At 52.2% G+C, this 23,932-nt stretch carries 23 protein-coding genes; 15 read left to right on the top strand and 8 right to left on the bottom strand.

Annotation, left to right across the window (positions count from 1 at the left end):
- Window positions 1-53: 53 nt before the first annotated feature.
- On the top strand, window positions 54-1,085 hold the full coding sequence (gene purM / locus B9Z32_RS07800) for a phosphoribosylformylglycinamidine cyclo-ligase (RefSeq protein ID WP_108420678.1): 1,032 nt from the start codon (window positions 54-56) through the stop codon (window positions 1,083-1,085).
- Window positions 1,086-1,088: 3 nt separating this feature from the next.
- On the opposite strand, the gene B9Z32_RS07795 is transcribed toward purM, so the two are convergent.
- Together B9Z32_RS07795 and murJ are read right to left on the bottom strand one after the other, a co-directional pair.
- Window positions 1,089-1,934 (bottom strand): SirB1 family protein, encoded by an 846-nt coding sequence (locus B9Z32_RS07795; protein WP_108421076.1) that lies wholly within the window; start codon window positions 1,932-1,934, stop codon window positions 1,089-1,091.
- 14 nt (window positions 1,935-1,948) lie between these two features.
- Complete coding sequence (gene murJ, locus B9Z32_RS07790) at window positions 1,949-3,514, bottom strand: murein biosynthesis integral membrane protein MurJ (RefSeq protein ID WP_108421075.1); 1,566 nt, start codon at window positions 3,512-3,514, stop codon at window positions 1,949-1,951.
- Window positions 3,515-3,630: 116 nt separating this feature from the next.
- Between murJ and rpsT the strand changes: the two genes are divergently transcribed.
- Window positions 3,631-3,927, top strand: coding sequence for a 30S ribosomal protein S20 (rpsT, locus tag B9Z32_RS07785; RefSeq protein WP_108420677.1), 297 nt, complete (start codon window positions 3,631-3,633; stop codon window positions 3,925-3,927).
- A gap of 127 nt (window positions 3,928-4,054) precedes the next feature.
- Here rpsT and B9Z32_RS07780 read toward each other — a convergent pair whose 3' ends face one another.
- Window positions 4,055-4,369 carry a DUF3579 domain-containing protein gene (locus tag B9Z32_RS07780; protein ID WP_108420676.1) on the bottom strand — a complete coding sequence of 105 codons (315 nt, stop codon included), beginning with the start codon at window positions 4,367-4,369 and terminating at the stop codon, window positions 4,055-4,057.
- A gap of 166 nt (window positions 4,370-4,535) precedes the next feature.
- On the opposite strand from B9Z32_RS07780, the gene B9Z32_RS07775 reads away from it, so the two are divergent.
- Window positions 4,536-5,738, top strand: a complete 1,203-nt coding sequence (locus B9Z32_RS07775; protein ID WP_108420675.1) for an aspartate aminotransferase family protein — start codon at window positions 4,536-4,538, stop codon at window positions 5,736-5,738.
- Window positions 5,738-6,673 (top strand): ornithine carbamoyltransferase, encoded by a 936-nt coding sequence (gene argF, locus B9Z32_RS07770; RefSeq protein ID WP_108420674.1) that lies wholly within the window; start codon window positions 5,738-5,740, stop codon window positions 6,671-6,673. The genes B9Z32_RS07775 and argF overlap by 1 nt, the downstream gene beginning before the upstream one ends.
- Before the next feature lie 34 nt (window positions 6,674-6,707).
- Here argF and B9Z32_RS07765 read toward each other — a convergent pair whose 3' ends face one another.
- From B9Z32_RS07765 to B9Z32_RS07745, 5 genes are all read right to left on the bottom strand, one after another.
- Window positions 6,708-7,895, bottom strand: coding sequence for an FAD-dependent monooxygenase (locus B9Z32_RS07765; RefSeq protein ID WP_108421074.1), 1,188 nt, complete (start codon window positions 7,893-7,895; stop codon window positions 6,708-6,710).
- Window positions 7,896-7,999: 104 nt separating this feature from the next.
- The gene (gene acnB / locus B9Z32_RS07760) at window positions 8,000-10,591 is read right to left on the bottom strand and encodes a bifunctional aconitate hydratase 2/2-methylisocitrate dehydratase (RefSeq protein ID WP_108420673.1); all 2,592 of its coding nucleotides are present in this window, start codon (window positions 10,589-10,591) and stop codon (window positions 8,000-8,002) included.
- 57 nt (window positions 10,592-10,648) lie between these two features.
- Entirely contained in the window at window positions 10,649-11,143 is a 495-nt protein-coding gene (locus B9Z32_RS07755; RefSeq protein WP_233248126.1) for a hypothetical protein, read from the bottom strand.
- On the bottom strand, window positions 11,140-12,135 hold the full coding sequence (locus tag B9Z32_RS07750; protein ID WP_233248125.1) for a CoA ester lyase: 996 nt from the start codon (window positions 12,133-12,135) through the stop codon (window positions 11,140-11,142). Before B9Z32_RS07750 ends, B9Z32_RS07755 begins: the two co-directional genes overlap by 4 nt.
- Before the next feature lie 15 nt (window positions 12,136-12,150).
- Window positions 12,151-13,137, bottom strand: a complete 987-nt coding sequence (locus B9Z32_RS07745) for a malate dehydrogenase (RefSeq protein ID WP_108420671.1) — start codon at window positions 13,135-13,137, stop codon at window positions 12,151-12,153.
- A 230-nt stretch (window positions 13,138-13,367) separates the two neighbouring features.
- Between B9Z32_RS07745 and B9Z32_RS07740 the strand changes: the two genes are divergently transcribed.
- From B9Z32_RS07740 to asd, 11 genes are all read left to right on the top strand, one after another.
- Window positions 13,368-14,150, top strand: a complete 783-nt coding sequence (locus tag B9Z32_RS07740) for a GntR family transcriptional regulator (protein WP_108420670.1) — start codon at window positions 13,368-13,370, stop codon at window positions 14,148-14,150.
- 147 nt (window positions 14,151-14,297) lie between these two features.
- Window positions 14,298-14,729 (top strand): succinate dehydrogenase, cytochrome b556 subunit, encoded by a 432-nt coding sequence (gene sdhC / locus B9Z32_RS07735; protein ID WP_108420669.1) that lies wholly within the window; start codon window positions 14,298-14,300, stop codon window positions 14,727-14,729.
- 15 nt (window positions 14,730-14,744) lie between these two features.
- The gene (sdhD, locus tag B9Z32_RS07730; RefSeq protein WP_108420668.1) at window positions 14,745-15,110 is read left to right on the top strand and encodes a succinate dehydrogenase, hydrophobic membrane anchor protein; all 366 of its coding nucleotides are present in this window, start codon (window positions 14,745-14,747) and stop codon (window positions 15,108-15,110) included.
- Between the two features lie 69 nt (window positions 15,111-15,179).
- Window positions 15,180-16,985: a succinate dehydrogenase flavoprotein subunit gene (sdhA, locus tag B9Z32_RS07725; RefSeq protein ID WP_108420667.1), complete on the top strand. Its 1,806-nt coding sequence runs from the start codon at window positions 15,180-15,182 to the stop codon at window positions 16,983-16,985.
- A gap of 18 nt (window positions 16,986-17,003) precedes the next feature.
- Window positions 17,004-17,708, top strand: a complete 705-nt coding sequence (locus B9Z32_RS07720; RefSeq protein WP_108420666.1) for a succinate dehydrogenase iron-sulfur subunit — start codon at window positions 17,004-17,006, stop codon at window positions 17,706-17,708.
- 27 nt (window positions 17,709-17,735) lie between these two features.
- Entirely contained in the window at window positions 17,736-18,026 is a 291-nt protein-coding gene (locus tag B9Z32_RS07715) for a succinate dehydrogenase assembly factor 2 (RefSeq protein WP_108420665.1), read from the top strand.
- Window positions 18,027-18,089: 63 nt separating this feature from the next.
- Window positions 18,090-19,394, top strand: a complete 1,305-nt coding sequence (gene gltA / locus B9Z32_RS07710; RefSeq protein ID WP_108420664.1) for a citrate synthase — start codon at window positions 18,090-18,092, stop codon at window positions 19,392-19,394.
- A gap of 89 nt (window positions 19,395-19,483) precedes the next feature.
- On the top strand, window positions 19,484-20,905 hold the full coding sequence (leuC, locus tag B9Z32_RS07705) for a 3-isopropylmalate dehydratase large subunit (RefSeq protein ID WP_108420663.1): 1,422 nt from the start codon (window positions 19,484-19,486) through the stop codon (window positions 20,903-20,905).
- 46 nt (window positions 20,906-20,951) lie between these two features.
- Window positions 20,952-21,596, top strand: a complete 645-nt coding sequence (gene leuD, locus B9Z32_RS07700) for a 3-isopropylmalate dehydratase small subunit (protein WP_108420662.1) — start codon at window positions 20,952-20,954, stop codon at window positions 21,594-21,596.
- Between the two features lie 24 nt (window positions 21,597-21,620).
- Complete coding sequence (leuB, locus tag B9Z32_RS07695) at window positions 21,621-22,706, top strand: 3-isopropylmalate dehydrogenase (RefSeq protein WP_108420661.1); 1,086 nt, start codon at window positions 21,621-21,623, stop codon at window positions 22,704-22,706.
- Window positions 22,707-22,778: 72 nt separating this feature from the next.
- Window positions 22,779-23,906, top strand: coding sequence for an aspartate-semialdehyde dehydrogenase (gene asd / locus B9Z32_RS07690; protein ID WP_108420660.1), 1,128 nt, complete (start codon window positions 22,779-22,781; stop codon window positions 23,904-23,906).
- Window positions 23,907-23,932: the final 26 nt, after the last annotated feature.

Raw genomic sequence — 23,932 nt, 5'->3', positions numbered from 1 at the left:
GGCTTGATTTTAGTCCCGCCTGCATCAATTACCACCATTTTCCTTTTTTTCACATGAGCTCACCCCCCCTCTCCTACAAAGACGCTGGCGTCGACATCGTTGCCGGCGATGCTTTGGTAGAACGCATCAAGCCTTTGGCGAAAAAGACCATGCGTGAGGGTGTCTTGGCTGGAATTGGCGGTTTTGGCGCTTTGTTTGAAGTCCCCAAACGCTATAAAGAGCCCGTTTTGGTATCTGGCACCGACGGGGTGGGCACCAAGTTGAAGCTGGCATTTGAGTGGAATATGCACGACACCGTTGGGATCGATCTGGTGGCCATGAGTGTCAATGATGTTTTGGTGCAAGGTGCTGAGCCTTTGTTCTTCTTGGATTATTTTGCCTGCGGAAAACTGGATGTCGATACGGCCGCAGCCGTTGTGGGCGGCATTGCCAATGGCTGTGAAATGTCTGGCTGCGCCCTGATTGGCGGTGAAACCGCCGAAATGCCGGGCATGTACCCCGCTGGCGAATATGACTTAGCTGGATTTGCCGTGGGCGCTGTAGAAAAATCAAAAATTTTGACGGGCAAGGATGTTCAAGCTGGCGATGTTGTATTGGGCCTTGGCTCGCATGGTGTGCATTCCAATGGTTTCAGCTTGGTTCGCAAATGCATCGAACGTGCAGCCCAACAATTGCCACTTACGTTGGATGGACAGCCTTTCAAAGAAGCCATCATGGCTCCCACCAGGCTTTACGTGAAGCCAGTACTCCATGCCTTGTCAATTCACCCCATCAAAGCCTTGGCTCACATTACAGGTGGTGGCTTGCTTGAGAATATTCCGAGGGTCTTGCCTGAAGGCATGGCGGCACACCTCAAAAAAGGCAGCTGGCCGCAATCTGAGTTGTTTGCATGGCTTCAAAAAACAGCCAGCATCGATGACATCGAAATGAACCGCACCTTTAACAATGGCATCGGCATGGTGGTCGTCATTGATCAAAACCATGCCCAAGCATGTGCAGAAACCTTGCGCCAGTCAGGTGAAAAGGTTTACCAAATTGGTGTCATTGCCGCTCAAGGCGATGGCCACCAAGTTGTGGTGAAGTAAGCATCACTCTGTTTGAAGCGTGGCCAAACGATGCTTCACATCCAATGTGTCGGATGCATTGGGCACTTCAGCGACATAGCGCGTCAAGTCTTGTAGGGCTCGCTCTTTTTGACCCAACTCAATCAGCGCCAATCCGCGATCGCGGATCTCAAAAAACGCATCCGGGTTCAAGACGATCAAGCGATCCAAGACCAAAACAAGCCGCGCCCAATCGGCTTGACTGCTGTAAATTTCTTTGAGATTTCTGAGCATTCTGCTCACGATGTCGCGCGGCAAGGCGGGCTGTAAGAAAAGGCCCAAGGGGGTGTCCATATCACCTGTCTCACCCATGTGGGGACGAAAGGGTGCCAATCGCTCTGCCAAATTGTCCAAACCCAAAGAATCGCCTGTCAGGGGATCTAAAACAACCAAGCCCTCTGGCAAGGTCACCTTCACCAAAAAGTGCCCTGGGAATGAAACACCCGCTGCCTGCAAGCCAAGCGATTGAGCAAGCTCAAGCCAAATGACAGCAAGGGAGATGGGGATGCCTCTTCTTGATCTCAATACTTCGCTCAAGTAACTGTTTTCTGGCGCATAAAAATTGTTGGCATTGCCCGCAAATCCGAGCTCTGTGTAGAAAAATTGATTCAACACAGAGAGCGTCTTCAAAGGATCAGCGTCCGACTTTAGGCGCCGCCTTAGTCGAACCAACAGCGCGTCACACGTCGCCAACACATCTTGAATGTCGATGGAGGGCTCTTCATCTTGCGCAATCGAAGCAGCTGCCTCTAGCAAAGGAAAATCTGAATCTGTCTTCACCAGACTTTGGAAATAACTCAGGGGCGTGACTGGCATTGATTGGAGGTTCATGTGTGTTTCCCCCATTAGCGGCGGACAAAAGATTGCAAACGCAAACCACTTAGGCGCAAACAACCAAAATACAACATAGCAGAGCCCATCAATACCAAGCCCATGGTGCCCAGCCTAGACCACGCTTGTTGGCGCATTGCCAACCAATCAAAGGAAGCAGCCACCCAAGCGAGAAACAGCGCTAAAAGCAAAGTTGCTAAAAGCACTCTAGCAGCAAAGACCAACCAGCCTGGCGAAGGTTTGTAACTTCCTTTGCGCAACAAACCCACCAACAACCAAAGCGCGTTCAGCAAAGCGCCTAGGCCAATCGACAAAGCCAAGCCTGCGTGTGCCAAGTGAGGCACCAAAACCACATTCATGATTTGCGTGAAACACAACACAAGCACAGCAATTTTCACCGGGGTTTTGATATCTTGACTGGCATAGTAACCAGGCGCCAACACTTTGATGGCCACCAACCCCAACAAGCCCACGCCATAACCACTCAGCGCCAGAGTGGTTTGCTGAACATCTCGATCTGTGAATGCGCCGTAGTGATACAGCACCGACACCAAGGGTTGCGCAAAAACCAGCAAAGCTGCTGCGCAAGGCAGCGCCAGCAGCACCACCAAACGCAAACCCCAATCGAGCATGGCCGCATATTCAATTTGGTTGCCATTGGCTTTTGCGGCTGCCAACTGCGGCATCAACACCGCACCCAAGGCAACGCCCAAAATAGCCGTGGGAAATTCCATCAACCGATCGGCATAAGTTAACCAACTGACACTGCCAGGCGCTAAATACGATGCAATTTGGGTGTTGATTAACAAAGAAATTTGCGCCACGCCCACGCCCAACAATGCAGGCAGCATCAAGCTGGCAATTTGGCGAGAAGCTGGATCAGATGCGGCTTGCCGGATGGCCTTGAAGCCCAGCCCAATGCGGGGCAGCAAGCCTATTTTTTTCAGCGCAGGAATTTGAAGGGCCAACTGCAGAAAGCCCCCAAGCATCACGCCCACAGGCAAGGCATAGATGGCCTGAATACCCTGCGACTTTAACCAAGGCGCTAAAAACCATGCGGCACCAATCATGGCCATGTTCAACAAGACCGGGGTGGCGGCTGGAATCGCAAATTTTTTCCAGGTATTTAAGATGCCGGCAGACAAAGCCACCATGGACATGAAACCAATGTAGGGGAACATGAAGCGCGTCATCTGAATAGCCGCTTCATACGATTCAGGGTGCTGCTTGAGTCCGCTGGCCATCGCCCAAACCAAAAATGGCGCAGCCAAAACACCCAAAAGACTCAGTACCAAAAGGGACCAAGCCAAAAGAGTTGCCACATGGTTAACCGCTTGTCGCGTGACTTCTTCGCCATGTTGGGCTTTGCTGGCTGCCAAAACAGGGACAAAAGCCTGACTGAAGGCACCCTCTGCAAAGAGACGCCTGAACAGATTTGGAATACGAAAGGCCACATTAAAGGCATCTGTGAGAGCACTTGCGCCAAATGAAGCGGCAATGAGCAGCTCTCTGACCAATCCCGTGATGCGGGAAGCCAGAGTCCAGAGAGAGACGGTGGATGCTGATTTGAGGAGGCTCACAAAGAGAGTGTAGCGACTGAAATGCCCAGTTGACATACCCCTCGACCAAGCTGCGGTTTGGCTGATACAATAGCCGGCTTTGCTGACAACATCCTCAGACAACTAGGATAAACATAATGGCTTCTGGAAAACCCAAGAAAAAGAACCCCCGCCTGGCCTCAGGCCGGAAACGCGCACGTCAAGACGTGAAACTGAACGCAGCCAATACATCGTTGCGCTCCAAATACCGCACCGCCGTGAAGAACGTTGAAAAAGCTGTTCTGGCTGGTGACAAAACAAAAGCAACCGAACTGTTTGCCAAAATGCAAGCGGTTGTGGACACCGTTGCCGACAAAGGCATCTTCCACAAAAACAAAGCAGCTCGCGATAAGAGCCGCTTGTCAACCAAGGTGAAAGCCTTGGCCATCGCCTGATCAAATTGATCATCAGCCCGGCACCCATTAGGGTTGCCGCCGTTTGAAACGGGTGCGCTGTCAGCAAAGAAAAAGCAAAAAGCCGTCTTAGGACGGCTTTTTTGTGGGCGTGTTTTTCAAGACACCTCTATTTGGGAGGGTTGGGCAATAAGCAAGCCTCAGACACTTGCAGATTGTTGTCCTTGGCGAAATTCATCAAAAAGTCCCAGGCCATGGGTTCGTATTCACGCAGATCGGTGTGCACCACCACGCACTTGATGCTGCCCAGTGTTTGCGGAATGCACCAAGGCGAATAGCTGAGGTGACTCCCTGGTGTGGCTCCGCCCGGCCGAAATTGACCCATGACGCCGGCCAATCGTTCTGCCCAATCGCTGGGGCGGAAAGTGCGGCCTTCCAAGGTGATACCTTGAATCAGAACTTCTTTGGCGTTGTTTGAAACCATCGGTCAGAGGTTGGAAGAGTTCGTGGGCAAACATCAGGGATCGCCTCGATGCTGCATTGCAAAAGAATTGTATCTTATATAAGACTTGAAGCCTAAATTCTGGCTCTAAAATCGCATCTCAGCGGCCCTCTTCGTTGGGCCGATTTCTTTTCAGAGGAGTCTCAGCATGTCCGCTTTCATTGAAGCCACTTCGCCGCACACCATGAACACCTATGGCCGCTTGCCTATCGCCATGAGCCACGGTCAGGGTTGCCGAGTGTGGGATGTCAATGGCAAAGAGTATTTGGACGCATTGGGTGGCATTGCTGTGAACACCTTAGGCCACAACCACCCAGAATTGGTGCCTGCGCTGCAAGACCAATTGAGCAAAATCATCCACAGTTGCAACTACTTCCACGTGCCCAACCAAGAAAAGCTGGCGGCCAAATTGGTTGAGTTGTCGGGCATGACCAATGTGTTTTTTTGCTGCACGGGCCTTGAAGCCAATGAAGCCGCCATTAAATTGGCACGGAAGTTTGGTCACGACAAAGGCATCGACAAGCCCGTCATCGTGGTTTATGAAAAAGCCTTTCACGGGCGCAGCATTGCCACCTTGAGTGCCACAGGCAACACCAAAATTCAAAAGGGATTTGGGCCCTTGGTTGAGGGCTTCTTGCGCGTTCCAGTCAATGACATAGCGGCCTTGAAAAAGGCCACTGAAAACAATCCCAATGTGGTTGCCGTTTTCTTTGAAACCATTCAAGGTGAAGGCGGCGTGAACCCCATGCACATGGACTACTTGCGCGATGTTCGCGCACTGTGCGATGAAAAAGATTGGCTCATGATGATTGACGAAGTTCAATGCGGCATGGGCAGAACTGGCAAGTGGTTTGCTCACCAATGGGCTGGCATCAAGGCCGACGTCATGCCTTTGGCAAAGGGTTTGGGTTCTGGCGTTCCCATTGCGGCTGTTGTGGCAGGACCCAAGGCCGCCCACATTTTTCAACCCGGCAATCATGGCACCACTTTTGGTGGCAACCCGTTGGCCATGCGAGCAGGTGTTGAAACCATTCGCATCATGGAAAAAGATGGCCTGCTTGAGAATGCAGCTCGCGTAGGCGCTCACCTCAAAGCACGCCTAGAAAAAGGACTTGCTGGCGCACAGGGCGTTAAAGAAATTAGGGGTCAGGGTTTGATGCTTGGCATTGAATTGATGAAGCCTTGCAGCGATCTCACAATGCGTGCGGCAGAAAGAGGCTTGCTGATCAGTGTGACAGCAGACACCGTCATTCGCATGGTGCCCCCCCTCATCATGACCATTGCAGAAGCAGATGAAGTTGCAGATATTTTGCTGCCGCTCATACATGAGTTCTTATCGGAGAAATCTTGATGCCCTCGAATTCTCCAGAGCTGCCAATTCGGCATTACTTGCAATTCAAAGATTTCACAGCCGATGAGTATGCGCATGTTTTCAAACGCGCATCTTTCATCAAAGCCAAATTCAAAGCTTACGAAAAATACCAGCCACTGACAGACCGCACCTTGGCCATGATTTTCGAAAAGGCCTCAACTCGAACGCGTGTGAGCTTTGAAGCCGGTATGTACCAAATGGGTGGCTCGGTGGTTCACCTCACCACAGGCGATAGCCAATTAGGTCGTGCTGAGCCCATTGAAGACAGCGCCAGAGTGATCAGCCGCATGGTCGACTTGGTCATGATCCGAACCTATGGACAGGACAAGATTGAAACCTTTGCCAAGCACTCCCGTGTGCCCGTGATCAACGGGCTGACCAACGAGTTTCATCCTTGCCAAATTCTGGCCGACATCTTCACTTACATAGAGCACCGCGGCTCTATTCAAGGCAAAACAGTCGCTTGGGTAGGTGACGGCAACAACATGGCCAACACTTGGTTACAAGCGGCCGACTTGCTGGGATTTAAAGTTCACCTCAGCACACCCAGCGGCTATGAAGTGGATCCCGCTGTTGTAGGCGTGAGAACGGCATCCAGCATGCAATTCTTCAAAGATCCCATGCAGGCGTGTGAAGGGGCTGATTTGGTCACCACCGATGTCTGGACCAGCATGGGTTATGAAGCTGAAAATGAAGCTCGCAAAAAAGCTTTTGCCGATTGGTGCGTGGACGAGGAGATGATGAAAATAGCCAAGCCTGATGCGCTGTTCATGCATTGCCTTCCTGCTCACCGCGGAGAAGAAGTGAGCGCAGAAGTAATTGACGGGCCTCAATCTGTGGTTTGGGACGAAGCAGAAAATCGGATGCACGTCCAAAAGGCCTTGATGGAATTTTTAATGTTTGGCAAGCTTTGAAATGCCAATTGAAAGCGTCATTCAGGATATTTGACTAAGGCCCCGCATAGAGCCAAGGACTGTCCATCAAAGTTTCGCCAAATAGCTTCATGGCCCAATTTCGCCCCCATCGCATCGGGCCTGTCAGGTGAAAAATTTGGCCATTTCGAATAGATCGTTGTTGAACTTGAGCGTTGCGAGCCCAACGCGCATGCGCATATGCATTCCAGCGGTCAGCCACAGACATGTCTTTCCTCGACCAGCTTTTGGCTAATTCAGCAGCATCCTCAATGGCCATGCCTGCGCCCTGTGCCAAGAACGGCCTCATGGGGTGCGCAGCATCTCCCAACAAAGCAATTCGCCCCTTGGCCATTTCATGTGGCCCCTGCATTGGTGCACGATCACAAAGTGGCCAAAGTCGCCACGCGGGTGCAGCCCCTATAAGCTCCTTGAGATGAGGGTGAGCTGGGCCCATGGCGGCTTCTAAGTCTTGTTTGTTGGCGGCGTGATCCCATTCTTCCATCGCTGATGGCAAGGGCCCTTGAACTACGATGACCATGTTCAAAAAATCACCGCCTTGAACAGGGTACAAAACAGCATGAAGTCGAGGACCGAGCCAAACATTCACGTCTTTGAACCGAAGCTTTTCTGGAATTGATTGCATGGGCACAAGCGCTCGATAGGCCAACAAGCCCGTCACTCTGGGTGGTGTTGAAGGCACCACCATTTGGCGCGTTGCACTCCAAAGACCATCTGCACCCACCATGGCATCGGTTTCAAAAACCTCTCTCACGCCTGTTGCCAACTGAAGCACACTGACCTGCATGGGGTCTAGCTCAATGACCTCATCCACCTGGCAATGAAGACTTAAATCAGCAAGACCTGAACGTTTGATTTTTTGCAAAAGAAGACGATGCAAATCTGCGCGGTGAACCGTGAAATAAGGCGCGCCATAAATCTCTTGACTTCGTTGCCCTAAGGGCAAGCTGCCAATCACAAGTCCCGTTTGGGCATCTTTGGCTTCAAGCTTGCGCGGTGCAAACCCGATACCCTTGAGCTCTTCAGCCAAGCCCCAGGCATGCAAGGTGCGTGTGACATTGGGGCTCAGTTGTATGCCCGCACCAACTTCAGAAAAATTGGCTGCGCGTTCAAGCACATGCGCGCGCGCGCCCACCAGACCACAAGCCAAAGCAGCGGCCAGTCCGCCAATTCCGCCCCCCACAATGATCATCGAGTTTTTCACAAACTTGATTTTGCAACGATCTGATTGCAAAAAGCGATGAGCTGTTAAAAAAGCCCAAAAGACCGAGATCTTTTGGGCTTGCGCAAGAGGATGAGTGAGCAGATTTAGGCTGCAACACCTTTGGCTACTTCTGCGTACTCTTCGATCTTGTCGAAGTTCATGTACTTGTAGATCTGAGTTCCATCTTTGTTAATTTCAGTCATGCTCGCTTGGTACTCTTCTGTGGTGGGAATGCGACCCAGTTTGGAGCTGATGGCTGCCACCTCAGAGGAGGCCAAATAAACATTGGTGTTTTTGCCCAAGCGGTTGGGGAAATTGCGTGTTGAAGTAGACACCACCGTTGCGCCCTCTCGAACCTGGGCTTGATTGCCCATGCACAAAGAGCAGCCTGGCATTTCAGTGCGTGCGCCCGCAGCGCCAAACACACCGTAGTGACCTTCTTTGGTCAATTCGGCAGCGTCCATCTTGGTGGGCGGTGCAATCCACAACTTCACGGGAATGTCACGACGACCTTCAAGCAACTTAGAGGCTGCGCGGAAGTGACCAATGTTGGTCATGCAAGAACCAATGAAGACTTCGTCAATCTTGGTACCGGCCACATCAGACAACAACTTGGCGTCATCTGGGTCGTTAGGGCAGCACAAGACAGGCTCTTTGAGCTGGTCCATGTCAATTTCAAGCACGTGGGCGTATTCGGCATTGGCATCCGCTTCAAGCAGCTTGGGGTTGGCCAACCACGCTTCGACGGCCTTAATGCGACGCTCAAGTGCACGCTTGTCGTTGTAACCCTGCGCAATCATGTTCTTCATCAACACGATGTTGGAGTTCAAGTACTCTTTGACAGGTTCTGGGTTGAGCTTCACTGTACAGCCCGCTGCTGAGCGCTCCGCTGATGCATCGGACAATTCAAACGCTTGCTCCACTTTCAAATCTGGCAAGCCTTCAATTTCCAAAATGCGACCCGAGAACTCATTGATCTTGCCAGACTTGGCAACTGTCAACAAACCCGCCTTGATGGCATAGTAAGGAATAGCGTGAACCAAATCGCGCAATGTGATGCCAGGCTGCATCTTGCCCTTGAAACGAACCAGAATAGATTCAGGCATGTCGAGGGGCATGACGCCAGTTGCTGCGCCGAAGGCCACCAAACCTGAGCCTGCAGGGAAAGAAATGCCGATGGGGAAACGTGTGTGGGAGTCGCCACCTGTGCCCACTGTGTCGGGCAACAATAAACGGTTCAACCAGCTGTGAATAATGCCGTCGCCCGGTTTCAGAGAAACACCGCCACGGTTGCTCATGAAGGCTGGCAGTTCGTGGTGCATTTTCACGTCAACAGGCTTGGGGTATGCCGCTGTGTGGCAGAAAGACTGCATCACCATGTCGGCACTGAAGCCCAAGCAAGCCAAGTCTTTCAACTCGTCGCGAGTCATGGTGCCCGTGGTGTCTTGTGAGCCCACAGTGGTCATCTTAGGTTCGCAATAGGTACCGGGGCGAACGCCTTGTCCTTCTGGCAAACCACATGCACGGCCCACCATTTTTTGCGCTACAGTGAAACCGGCTTTGGTCGAAGTGGGCACCTTAGGCAAACGGAACAAGGACGAAGTGGGCAAGCCCAAGAACTCACGGGCCTTGCCTGTCAATGAACGACCAATGATCAAATTGATACGACCGCCTGCACGAACTTCGTCAAACAACATGTCGCTGCGAAGTTCAAACTCTGTGAGCAAAGCACCATTTTTCATGATCTTGCCTTCGTAAGGCAGGACATCAATCACGTCGCCCATTTCCAATTTGGAAACATCGACTTCAATCGGCAAGGCGCCAGAGTCTTCTTGCGTGTTGAAGAAAATGGGAGCAATTTTGCCGCCCAAAGTCACACCACCAAAGCGCTTGTTGGGCACAAAAGGAATGTCTTCACCAAAGCCCCAGATGATGCTGTTGGTGGCTGATTTGCGTGAAGAGCCTGTGCCAACCACATCACCCACATAAGCCACCAAGTGACCCTTTTTCTTCAGCTCTTCAATGAAGGCCATAGGGCCGCGCTTGCCATCTTCTTCTGGTTTGAAAGCAGCATCAGGTCGAGTGTTTTTCAACATGGCCAGATAGTGCAGTGGAATGTCGGGGCGGCTCCAAGCATCTGGTGCAGGTGACAGATCGTCGGTGTTGGTTTCACCAGGAACCTTGAACACAGAGACCGTGATTTTTTTGGCCACCTCAGGGCGTGAAGTGAACCACTCGGCATCGGCCCAGCTCTTGATCACGGCACTTGCGTGGGCATTGCCTGACTTCGATTTCTCTGCAACGTCGTGAAAAAAGTCGAACATCAACAATGTTTTCTTTAAACCTTCAGCGGCCACTGCACCCACTTCTTTGTCGTCCAGCAAATCAATCAAAGGCTTGACGTTGTAGCCACCCACCATGGTGCCCAACAACTCAGTGGCTTTGGCTTTGCTGATCAATGCAATTTTGACGTCTCCGTGTGCAACGGCTGACAAGAAAGACGCCTTGACTTTGGCTGCATCGTCAACACCAGGGGGAACACGGTGCGTGAGCAAGTCCAATAAAAAAGCGTCCTCGCCTTGTGGCGGCGCTTTGATCAATTCAATCAGTTCAGCTGTTTGCTTGGTATCCAGCGGCAATGGTGGGATTCCAAGCGCTGCGCGTTCTGCAACGTGGTCACGGTAGGCTTTCAACATTTTTTTCTCCTGTCTAACTAAAAAATTGATACATCCAAAATTTTCAAACGACACCCGCTAGCGTTGGTCAGACGCAGCTGTGTTGCTGACATCAATCAAGGCTGGTGGTGGATTGACCTTCATGTCATTGGCAAATGCCACCTGATCTGGGTGGGCGCATTCATCGGCCAATCGACGTCCATTCTTTTGATCCATGAGCATGGATTTGTTGGCTAGCTGCAGCCAAACTGCGCCTGCTTTTTCATCTTCCAATCGGATGGCACCCGTGCTGGTGGGCACGGGTTTCATTCGGTATTTGTAGCCCTTGCCTTGCAAGTTAAAGTAGCCAGGGGTTTTTTTATCGGCCGTCATGCGCACCGACGCGCCAAGCTCACAAGGCAAATGTCCCACATGAACGCGTTCTGCAATACTGAGCTCTTGCGCCCCCAAGGGTTGCTCAGCCGATTTCACGGATCGGCTGGATGACGCTGTTTGCGCATATGCCGAAGAGGCCAAGGTAGCCAGGCCGAATCCGAACAAGCAGCTCCAAACCATCGAGGCAAGATGCTTCATGCTGCGCATGAGGTCTCCCCGAAATACAACTCGACTGACTCTGGCAAATGTCTGCCAGTTTGATGGGCACGTTCTAGCACTTGCCAAAAAAAACGATAACTGGCGCGGTCGTGCAACTGACCCCCATGGCTAACTGGTGCCCAATTGGCGTTGCGCGCAGCTGATATCAAATCGGCCGCTTGCTCAATTTCGTGATCACTGGGTGCCAAGGCTTCCAATACAGGACGAATTTGGGCTGGGTGAATGCTCCACATGCGGGTGTAACCCAATTCACGTGAAGCCTTTGTGGCAGCCACTTTAATGGCTTCCAAATCACTGAACTCAGTGACCACGCAGTGAGAAGGCACTTTGCCATGCGCATGGCAAGCGCTGGCTATTTCCAATTTGGCTCGGACCACCAAAGGGTGTGTAAATTGTCCAAGCACGCCCATGCCACTCGATGGAATGGCGCCGCCATGGGCAGACACAAAATCCATCAAACCAAAACTCAGGGATTGCACGCGAGGATGTGCTGCAATTTCAAAAGCACGGTGCACTGCGGCAGGAGATTCAATTAGCACATGCAAGGGAAGGCTAGAGGCTCCCACCTGATTCAACGCCTTTGCAGCAGCCTCCACATCAGCAACCGTTTCCACTTTGGGAATCATCACGTGCCGCAACTTGTGCTGAGCAGAACCCACAATGAGGGTGATATCGCTCTCAAATGAAGGGTGATCAACTGGGTGCACGCGAACCGCTACCCTGGCCTCTGGCGCTGCGTTGGCTGCAATTTCTTTGACCAAATGGGCATGCTCAATTTCACCCCCAACAGGGGCACCATCTTCACAATCCAAAGTGACATCGAAAACGCACGCGCCAAACTCTTGCGTCATCTCAGCTTGCAGCTGCAAGCTTTTGCGCATCCGCACTTCGACACCACTGTAGTGATCACAAACAGGCAATACGCTGCTTGCCGCTTGTGAACCCAACAGTATGTCGCGCGGATGTTTCACGAAAGTGTTTGTTGATTAGAGCAAGTGCGCCACGCCGGCTTGCTCGTCTGTCAACTCTTTCAAAGTTTTGTCGATGCAAGATTGGCTGAATGCATCAATGTCCAAACCTTCCACCACTTTGTATTCGCCGTCGGCGCATGTGACTGGGAAGCCGAACATCACGTCTTTGGGAATACCGTACCAGCCCTGTGAAGGAATGCCCATGGTGACCCATTGGCCGTTGGTGCCCAGGGCCCAATCGCGCATGTGGTCGATTGCGGCATTGGCCGCAGAAGCCGCTGAAGACAAACCGCGAGCTTCAATGATGGCAGCGCCGCGTTTGCCAACAGTAGGCAAGAACACATTGGCGTTCCATTCTTGATCATTGATCATGGTCTTCACAGATTCGCCATTGATGGTGGCGAAACGGTAATCTGCGTACATGGTGGGAGAGTGATTGCCCCAAACGCACAGCTTCTGAATGTCGGCAACGGCTTTGCCAGTTTTGGCAGCAATTTGTGATGCCGCGCGGTTGTGGTCCAAACGCAGCATGGCAGTGAAGTTACCTGGCTTCAGATCGGGGGCGCTCTTCATGGCGATGTAGGCGTTGGTGTTGGCAGGGTTGCCAACCACCAAGACTTTGACGTTGCGGGAGGCTACTGCATTCAAGGCCTTGCCTTGTGCCGTGAAGATGGCACCATTGATAGCCAGCAACTCAGCACGCTCCATGCCAGGGCCGCGGGGACGTGAGCCCACCAACAAGGCGTAATCAGTGTCTTTGAACGCTGTCATGGGGTCAGAATGGGCTTCCATACCTGCCAGCAAAGGGAACGCGCAATCGTCCAATTCCATCATGACGCCCTTGAGGGCTTTTTGGGCTTTTTCGTCTGGAATTTCAAGCAATTGCAAGATCACAGGCTGATCTTTGCCCAGCATTTCGCCAGAAGCGATGCGGAACAACAATGCGTATCCAATTTGACCAGCGGCTCCTGTGACGGCGACGCGAACGGGCTTTTTGCTCATGGTGTGAACTCCAGATAGTGATAAGAAAACGGACTTCGCCGACCCCATCTTGGCATTCACTGCCAACCGGGTCGTCTGGAGTTTCCAGACGGGTACGCCATGCAAAGTGCGTACGGGCAAACAGCTTTCGAGTGTACTCGCGAAAACCTTGAAAAGTCAATTTGTCTTATGTCTTATATAAGATATCATTGCTCCAATTTTTGAGCAAGCCCTTTTGCAGGGCAATTGAAATGACCTCTCAAGTTTTCTCTGTTGATGCCTCTGGATTGACTGATGCCGCCTCTGCTGCGCCAGCTTTCAGCCCGCTTTATCAGCAAATTAAGGGGCTGATTCTTCAAAGCCTTCAATCTGGCGAGTGGAAGCCCGGGGAAGGTATTCCCAGTGAGATGGAATTGGCCGCTCGTTACCGGGTCAGCCAGGGTACTGTGCGCAAGGCCATCGATGAGTTGGCCAGTGGCAATCTGCTCATTCGCAGGCAGGGCAAAGGCACTTTCGTTGCCACCCACGCCGAGCAACAAGTGCAATACCGTTTTCTCAAGCTCATGCCCGACTCGGGCAATCCCAAAAGCGAAGGCCCTGCTCAAAGAAAAATCATAGACTGCAAGCGACTCAGGGCCAATGCCGAAATCAGTCGGGCATTGGCCATCCGAAACGGCGATGCGGTGCTTCAAGTCAGTCGGGTCTTGTTATTTGCCGGTAGCCCCACCATTTTGGAACACCTTTGGCTTCCCGGTGCGCCATTCAAGGGGCTTACCGCTGAACGCCTGAGTGAATACGACGGCCCCATGTATGCTTTGTTTGAAACCGAATTTGGGGTCAGAATGGTCCGTGCAGAAGAAAAAATCAAAGCCGTGGTGCCAGACGCTGCGCAATGCAAATTGCTAGAAATTAAACCTCATACCCCGCTTTTGAGCGTTGAACGCACAGCCTTCACTTACAACGACACCCCCATGGAGTTGCGCAGAGGCTTTTATGTGACAAATACCCACCACTATCACAATGCATTAAATTGACGCCAAGGCGACTTTTGAAAAAACACCAGCGCCATGAGAGCAACTTCCTACAATTCTTCAGGGAATAGCAATTTCAGTTTGCTGCATTGCAATAGAATCCGCCAATCAAATCAAAATGCCAATGAAGTTATCAAAGAGGATTAAAAAATGACCGAAACTGCCCGTAAGAGGCCTGAATTTCGCAACATCAATGCCATCAGCGATTTGCCCAGCTACCGTTTGCCTGCAGCGGGTTGGGTGTCCATCTTGCACCGTGTCAGCGGCGCATTGATGTTCTTGTTAATGCCTTTCATTATTTGGATGTTTGACTCATCTATCACTTCCGAAATTTCATTTGCAAGTTTCGCGGCAGCCTTCAATGTGGGCATCGGCTTTGTTCCAGGTTGGTTCATGAAGCTGGTGGCTTTGGCCATCATTTGGGCTTATTTGCACCATTTCATTGCTGGCATTCGCCACCTGTACATGGATACTTTTCACGCCGTTACCAAAGAGTTTGGCAAGTCTTCAGCCGTCGCCACCTTGGTTCTCAGCCTAGGGCTGACTGTTATTTTGGCCGCCAAGTTGTTTGGCCTTTACTAATCAGGAGCAGATCAAATGTCAGTAAATTACGGCTCTAAACGCGTCACCACGGGCGCTCGCTATGGCCTCCGCGACTGGTTGGCACAACGCATCACTGCAGCCTTGATGGCTGCATTCACTTTGCTGGTTCTGGTTCAGTTTATTTTCACCAGTGGCCCTGTCGGTTACGAGCAATGGGCTGGTATTTTTGCCTCTCAATGGATGAAGTTCTTGACCTTCGTCACCATCTTGTCATTGCTCTACCACGCTTGGATTGGCATTCGCGACATTTGGATGGACTACGTCAAACCCGTTGCTTTGCGTCTCTTCTTGCATGTCGCTTCCCTGGTTTGGCTCATCGGCTGTGCAGGCTGGTCTGTTCAGGCATTGTGGCGTCTTTGATTTTGTTCAGCACCGATTGAAACTTCTCAGGTCTTGAAACCTCACCTCTCATACAAGAACTCAAACACCATGACTTACACCAAAGACAAGATCGCCACGCTCAAATTTGACGTTGTGATCGTCGGCGCAGGCGGCTCTGGCATGCGCGCCTCCTTGCAACTGGCGCGTGCTGGTTTGAACGTTGCCGTGCTCTCCAAAGTATTCCCTACCCGCTCACATACTGTGGCTGCGCAAGGTGGCATTGGCGCTTCATTGGGCAACATGTCTGATGACAACTGGCACTACCACTTTTATGACACCATCAAGGGCTCAGACTGGTTGGGCGACCAAGACGCCATTGAATTCATGTGCCGTGAAGCACCCAAGGTGGTCTACGACCTTGAGCACATGGGCATGCCCTTTGACCGCAACCCCGATGGCACCATTTACCAGCGTCCTTTTGGCGGCCACACCGCCAACTATGGCGAAAAGCCCGTTCAACGCGCTTGCGCTGCAGCCGACCGCACAGGTCATGCCATGCTGCACACCTTGTACCAACAAAACGTCAAAGCCAAAACCAGCTTCTTCGTGGAGTGGATGGCCCTTGACCTGATCCGCGACGCCGAAGGCGACGTGGTGGGTGTTACCGCCTTAGAAATGGAAACCGGCGACTTGCACATCTTGCACGCCAAGACTGTGCTGTTAGCCACCGGCGGTGCTGGCCGCATCTTTGCAGCCTCCACCAACGCCTTCATCAATACCGGCGACGGTCTGGGCATGGCAGCACGCGCTGGCATTCCTTTGGAAGACATGGAATTTTGGCAATTCCACCCCACCGGCGTGGCCGGTGCCGGTGTGTTGCTCACAGAAGGTTGCCGCGGTGAAGGTGCTATTTTGCTCAATAGCAATGGCGAGCGTTTCATGGAGCGCTATGCACCTACATTGAAAGACTTGGCGCCACGCGACTTCGTGTCACGCGCCATGGACCAAGAGATTAAAGAAGGTCGCGGTTGCGGCCCCAACAAAGATTACGTGTTGTTGAAACTGGACCACTTGGGTGCAGAAACCATTCACAAGCGTTTGCCTTCCGTGTACGAAATTGGCGTCAACTTTGCCAACGTCGACATCACCAAAGAACCTATTCCTGTGGTGCCCACCATTCATTATCAGATGGGCGGCATTCCCACCAATGTTCATGGCCAAGTGGTCACGCAGACTGCCAGCAGTCACAACGCTGTGGTCAACGGCCTTTATGCTGTGGGCGAATGCTCCTGCGTGAGCGTTCACGGCGCCAATCGCTTGGGTACCAACTCCTTGCTCGACTTGTTGGTTTTTGGCCGCGCCGCTGGCAACCACATCGTTGATTTCGCCAGCAAAACCAAGTCACACAAAGATTTGCCCAACGATGCGGCCGACTTCACCTTGGCGCGCCTCAACCGCTTGGAAGGCCGCAAAGGCGAGTACGCACAAGATGTGGCCAACGACATGCGCGCTGCCATGCAAAAACACGCTGCGGTGTTCCGTACGCAAGCCGGCATGGACGAAGGCGTTGTCAAGATTGCCGAAATTCGCGAACGCGTGAACGCCATTGGCTTGACAGACACATCCAAAGTTTTCAACACAGCACGCATTGAAGCCTTGGAAGTAGACAACCTGATCGAGTGCGCACAAGCCACCATGGTGTCTGCTGCTGCTCGCAAAGAATGCCGCGGTGCTCATACTGTGAGCGATTACGAGCGTCCTGCTGATGATCCTATCGCGCCATTGGGTCGTGACGACGCCAACTGGATGAAACACACCTTGTGGCACAGCGACGACAACAGCCTGACCTACAAGCCCGTTAACTTGAAACCGCTCACGGTGGACTCTGTGCCACCCAAAGTCCGGACGTTCTAAATTCCTGAAGGTTGAATCATGACATTACGTACATTTGAAATCTATCGTTACGACCCAGACAAGGATGCCAAGCCTTACATGCAAACCATTCAGGTTGAATTGGATGGCAACGAGCGCATGCTGCTAGATGCCTTGATGAAGTTGAAAAAAGTAGACCCTACTTTGTCATTCCGCCGCTCTTGCCGTGAGGGTGTTTGCGGCTCTGACGCCATGAACATCAACGGCAAAAATGGTTTGGCTTGCCTCACCAACATGCTCACTTTGCCTGGCAAGATTGTTTTGAAACCCCTTCCTGGTTTGCCCGTGGTGCGCGACTTGATCGTCGACATGACGCAATTCTTCAAGCAATACAACTCCATCAAGCCCTACTTGATCAACGACAGCATTCCGCCCGAAAAAGAGCGTCTGCAAAGCCCTGAAGAGCGCGAAGAGCTCAATGGCTTGTATGAGTGCATCTTGTGCGCCAGCTGCTCTACTTCTTGCCCCAGCTTCTGGTGGAACCCCGATAAGTTTGTGGGCCCTGCTGGTTTGCTTCAGGCTTACCGCTTCTTGGCTGACAGCCGCGATCACGGCACGGCCGAGCGCTTGGACAATTTAGAAGACCCCTATCGCTTGTTCCGGTGCCACACCATCATGAACTGCGTGGACGTGTGCCCGAAGAGCCTCAACCCCACCAAAGCGATTGGCAAGATCAAAGAGATGATGGTGCGTCGCGCCGTTTAATCCAGATCACACAAAGAGTCGATCAAAATGGGAGATGAACTGCTCGAAGGATTGGATCGCCACACCCCTTTGGGTGAGCGCGCTCTGAGCAAGCTGCGTTGGCGTTGCCGGCGCGGCTTGTTGGAGAACGATCTTTTCATCGAGCGATTTTTCAACCGTTTTGCCCCTCAGATGACAGTGGGACAAGCACGCGGCATGTATGTGCTGATGGACCTGTCTGACAACGATCTGATGGATTTGTTCATGAGGCGCAAACCCCTAGGCTCGGACATAGAATCTGAAGAGGTTAGCGAAGTGCTGACGATGCTACTGCAATGAAGTTTGCAAGCAAATTGCAATTAAAACAATGTAAATTGACTGATTAACAGAGGAAATTGAATCATGAAACTTGCTGACAACAAAGCCACCCTGTCGTTCAGTAACGGCAGCCCTAGCATTGAAATGCCCGTTTACAGCGGCAGCATTGGTCCTGATGTGATCGATATTCGAAAACTTTATGGCCAAACTGGCATGTTCACTTATGACCCAGGCTTCTTGTCGACGGCCTCTTGCCAATCGGCCATTACCTTCATTGATGGCGACAAAGGTGAATTGCTCTATCGCGGCTACCCCATCGAACAATTGGCCAACCATGGCGATTACTTGGACACTTGCTACTTGCTGCTGAAAGGCGAGTTGCCAGATGCCAAGCAAAGCACCGATTTCCACAAGCTGGTGAACAACCACACCATGGTGAACGAGCAAATGCAATTTTTCTTGCGTTGCTTCCGCCGTGATGCACACCCGATGGCTGTTATGACTGGCTTGGTAGGCGCTTTGTCTGCTTTTTATCACGACAGCACCGACATCAACAACCCAGAGCACCGCGAAATTTCGGCCATTCGCTTGATTGCCAAATTACCAACCTTGGTGGCCATGTCCTATAAATACGGCGTGGGTCAGCCCTTCATGTACCCGCAGAACAGCCTGTCATACTCCGGCAATTTCTTGCGCATGATGTTTGGCGTGCCTTGCGAAGACTACGTCGTCAATCCCGTGCTCGAGCGTGCCCTAGATCGCATCTTCATCTTGCACGCAGACCACGAGCAAAACGCATCTACTTCTACGGTTCGATTGTGCGGATCATCGGGTACCAACCCATTCGCCGCCGTTGCAGCTGGCGTGGCATGCCTGTGGGGCCCCGCTCACGGCGGTGCAAATGAGGCCTGCTTGAAAATGTTGGACGACATCCAGAAAATGGGCGGCATCTCCAAAGTGGGCGAGTTCATGGAGCAAGTCAAAGACAAAAACTCTGGCGTCAAGCTCATGGGATTTGGTCACCGCGTATACAAAAACTACGACCCCCGAGCCAAACTCATGCAAGAAACTTGCAACGAAGTGTTGGCTGAGCTGGGCTTGGAAAACGACCCCCTGTTCAAATTGGCCAAGCAAGTTGAAAAAATCGCTTTGGAAGACGACTATTTCGTTTCACGCAAGTTGTATCCCAACGTCGATTTCTACTCTGGCATCGTGCAACGCGCCATTGGCATTCCAGTGAATTTGTTCACCGGTGTGTTCGCCTTGGCACGCACTGTAGGCTGGATTGCTCAACTCAATGAAATGATTGGCGACCCCGAGTACAAAATCGGCCGTCCCCGTCAGCTGTTTACGGGCTCACCCCGCCTTAACGTGCCTGGCGCGAAATAAGCTTCGCCCAGCCCCTAAAAGCCCGCGCGATCCGCGGGCTTTTTTCATGCATTCAGCTTAAAATGCAGGGCTAGACCCTAGGAAGCACCATGGCACGCACGCTTTACGACAAAATTTGGGACGAACACGTCGTCCACACAGAAGAAGACGGCACTTCCGTTTTGTACATTGACCGACACCTGGTTCATGAAGTCACCAGCCCACAAGCCTTTGAAGGCTTGCGCCAGGCCGGCCGCAAAGTTTGGCGTGTGAGCTCTATTGTGGCCACGGCAGACCACAACACCCCCACCACCGGCTGGGAATTGGGCTACGACGGCATCACAGACCCTGTCAGCAAAGAGCAAATCACCACCCTCGACAGCAACATCGCTGAGTTTGGTTCTGCTGCCTTCTTTCCCTTCATGTCCAAGCGCCAAGGCATCGTGCATGTCATTGGCCCAGAGAACGGTGCCACACTGCCAGGCATGACGGTGGTCTGCGGCGACTCACACACTTCCACGCACGGCGCTTTTGGCGCCTTGGCGCACGGTATTGGTACCAGCGAAGTTGAGCACGTCATGGCCACACAAACATTGCTGGCCAAGAAAGCCAAAAACATGTTGGTCAAGGTAGAGGGCTCTGTAGCCAAAGGCATCACTGGCAAAGACATCGTGCTGGCCATCATTGGCAAAATTGGCACCGCCGGCGGTACTGGCTACACCATCGAGTTTGGTGGTTCAGCCATTCGTGCTTTGTCCATGGAAGGTCGCATGACCGTCTGCAACATGGCCATTGAAGCTGGCGCGCGCGCTGGTCTTGTGGCTGTAGACGAAAATACCATTGACTACGTCAAAGGACGCTTGCTGTCGCCCACCGGTGTGGAATGGGACCATGCCGTGGCTTATTGGAAAACATTGCAATCCGATGCGGGCGCGCATTTTGATGCCGTGGTTGAAATCAATGCAGCCGACATCGTGCCGCAAGTCACCTGGGGTACTTCACCCGAAATGGTGCTGGGCATCAACGGCATCGTGCCCGATCCCGACAAAGAAAAAGACGCCAACAAGCGCGGCGCCATTGAGCGTGCCCTGACCTACATGGGCCTTGAACCTGGCAAAGCGCTCAACGATATTTTTGTTGACAAAGTGTTCATCGGCTCTTGCACCAACAGCCGCATAGAAGACATGCGCGAAGCCGCAGCTGTGGTGAAAAAATTGGGCCAAAAAGTTTCCAAAGGTGTGAAGTTGGCCTTGGTGGTCCCAGGTTCTGGCTTGGTCAAAGAGCAAGCTGAACGCGAAGGCTTGCACGAAATTTTCAAAGCTGCTGGTTTTGAATGGCGCGAGCCTGGTTGCTCTATGTGTCTGGCTATGAATGCCGACCGACTCGAGCCCGGAGAACGTTGCGCCAGCACCAGCAATCGAAATTTTGAAGGTCGTCAAGGTGCTGGCGGTCGCACACACTTGGTGAGCCCCGCCATGGCCGCGGCGGCTGCCATTCATGGTCACTTTGTGGATATTCGTCAGTTTGCCTAAACGCCACTGATCACGAACGCATCGCACAAAAGATCAAGGAACCAACATGCAAAAATTCAATGTACACAAAGGCCTCGTGGCTCCGATGGACCGCGAGAACGTCGACACTGACGCCATTATTCCGAAGCAATTTCTCAAGTCCATTCGCAAGACCGGGTTTGGTCCCAACTTGTTTGACGAGTGGCGTTATTTGGACGCAGGTTATCCTGGTCAAGATCCCGCCAGCCGCAAACCCAATCCAAATTTTGTCTTGAACCAAGCTCGCTACCAAGGTGCTTCTATTTTGTTGGCCCGCAAAAACTTTGGTTGCGGGTCGTCTCGCGAACATGCTCCATGGGCCATTGACCAATACGGTTTTCGTGCGGTCATCGCACCTAGCTACGCAGACATCTTTTTTAACAACTGCTTCAAAAATGGTCTGTTACCCATTGTGTTGCCAGAAAATGTGGTGTCCCAGTTGTTTGACGAAGTTGCAGCCTTTCCCGGCTATCAACTCACCATCGACTTAGAACGCCAGGTGGTTGTTCGCCCTCAAGGCGAAGAAATTCCGTTTGAAGTACAAGCCTTCCGCAAATACTGCTTGATCAATGGCCTGGACGACATCGGTTTGACCTTGCGTCATTCAGACAAGATCAAAGCTTTTGAAGCAGAACGCTTGGCCACCAAACCTTGGCTGGCCCACGTCGCTTAATCACCGAATTTAAGAAGAAATATCATGAAAATTGCAGTTTTGCCGGGTGACGGCATTGGTACCGAAATCGTTGCAGAGGCCGTCAAGGTCTTGCATGCGCTCGACTTGAAATTCGAAATGGAAGAAGCTCTGGTAGGCGGCGCCGCTTACGAAGCGCACGGCCACCCTTTGCCAGAATCTACTTTGAAGTTGGCCAAAGAATCAGACGCTATTTTGTTTGGCGCTGTGGGCGATTGGAAATACGACAAACTCGATCGCCCCTTGCGTCCTGAACAAGCCATTTTGGGCTTGCGCAAAAACTTAGGTCTGTTTGCCAACTTTCGCCCTGCCATTTGCTACGAGCAATTGGTCGGCGCCTCCAGCCTCAAGCCAGAACTCATCTCCGGGCTAGACATCCTTATCATTCGGGAACTTACTGGCGACATCTATTTCGGTCAACCACGGGGCCGCCGCGTGGCCACCGATGGTCACTTCCCAGGCGCTGAAGAGGCTTTTGACACCATGCGTTATTCGCGCCCCGAAATTGAGCGCATTGCGCACGTGGCCTTCCAAGCCGCCCGCAAGCGCAGCAAGAAAGTCACCAGTGTTGACAAGTCCAATGTGCTTGAGACATTCCAGTTCTGGAAAGACGTGGTCACCGATGTGCACAAAGAATACCCCGACGTTGCGCTCGATCACATGTACGTTGACAACGCTGCGATGCAACTGGTCAAAGAACCCAAGAAATTCGATGTGGTGGTCACGGGCAATATGTTTGGTGATATTTTGTCCGACGAAGCCTCCATGCTCACAGGCTCTATTGGCATGTTGCCCTCCGCCAGTTTGAACAGCAAAAACCAAGGCTTGTACGAGCCCAGCCATGGCAGTGCCCCCGATATTGCTGGTAAGGGTATTGCAAACCCATTGGCTACAATACTGTCAGCTGCCATGATGTTACGTTTTTCACTGAACCAAGCCGAAGCTGCCGATCGCATTGAGACGGCCGTGAAGTCTGTGCTTGCCTCAGGTTTGCGCACGGTTGACATCTGGTCTGAAGGCACACAAAAAGTCAGTACCCGCGACATGGGTGAGGCTGTTGTGAAAGCCATTACAAAAACGACAAAGAGCTAACAGCTCAAAACTCGTCATGCCCTTCCGGCTCGACGAGTCGGAATCTCAAAATTAAATTGAAAGGGTGATGACATGAAATTGGTAGGACTTGTAGGCTGGCGCGGCATGGTCGGTTCCGTTTTGATGGACCGCATGCAAGCCGAGGGCGACTTTGGGTTGATCGAACCCTTGTTTTTCTCCACCTCCAACTCTGGCGGCAAAGCGCCCGCCATGGCCAAAAACGAAACAACGCTGCAAGACGCATTCAACATCGATGCCTTAAAGCGTTGCGACATCATCATCACCGCACAAGGCGGCGACTACACCACCGAAGTTTTCCCCAAGCTGCGGGCTGCCGGCTGGAACGGCCACTGGATTGACGCTGCCTCTACTTTGCGAATGGACAAAGACGCCGTGATCATTTTGGATCCGGTCAACATGCCCGTCATCCAAACGGCATTGAAAAATGGCGGGAAAAATTGGATTGGCGGCAATTGCACAGTGAGCTGCATGTTGATGGGTGTGGGTGCTTTGTACAAAGCTGGTTTGGTCGAATGGATGAGCACTCAAACCTATCAAGCAGCTTCGGGCGGCGGCGCACAACACATGCGTGAATTGCTCACGCAATACGGCACATTGAACGCCGAAGTCAAAGCTTTGTTGGACGATCCCAAAAGCGCTATTTTGGAAATCGATCGCAAGATCATCGACAAGCAACGCTCCCTCACCGGCGAAGAAACTACCAACTTTGGCGTTCCCCTGGGCGGCTCCCTCATTCCTTGGATCGACAAAGACTTAGGCAACGGCATGTCCAAAGAAGAGTGGAAGGGCATGGCCGAAACCAACAAAATTTTGGGCCTGGGCGAAGCCTTCAATTCTTCAGCCATCCCGGTCGATGGTTTCTGCGTTCGAGTAGGCGCCATGCGCTGCCACAGCCAAGCCCTCACCTTCAAGTTGAAAAAAGACGTGCCTGTGGCAGACATTGAAGCCATGATCGCCGCCGACAACCAGTGGGTCAAAGTGGTTCCCAATACCCGTGAAGCCACCTTGAAAGACCTCACACCTGTGGCTGTCACTGGCACCATGACCATTCCGGTGGGTCGCATTCGCAAGTTGGCCATGGGGCCTGAGTATCTGGGTGCATTTACCATTGGCGATCAGTTGCTTTGGGGTGCTGCAGAACCACTGCGCCGCATGCTGCGCATTTTGTTGGCGGCCTAAGGCCTCCAATCTTCACCGACTCAGCG

Source organism: Limnohabitans sp. MMS-10A-178, assembly GCF_003063375.1.
Taxonomy (GTDB): domain Bacteria; phylum Pseudomonadota; class Gammaproteobacteria; order Burkholderiales; family Burkholderiaceae_C; genus Limnohabitans_A.
Note: the sequence above shows the minus strand (reverse complement) of the source record. Positions and strands in the feature narration are given on the sequence as shown.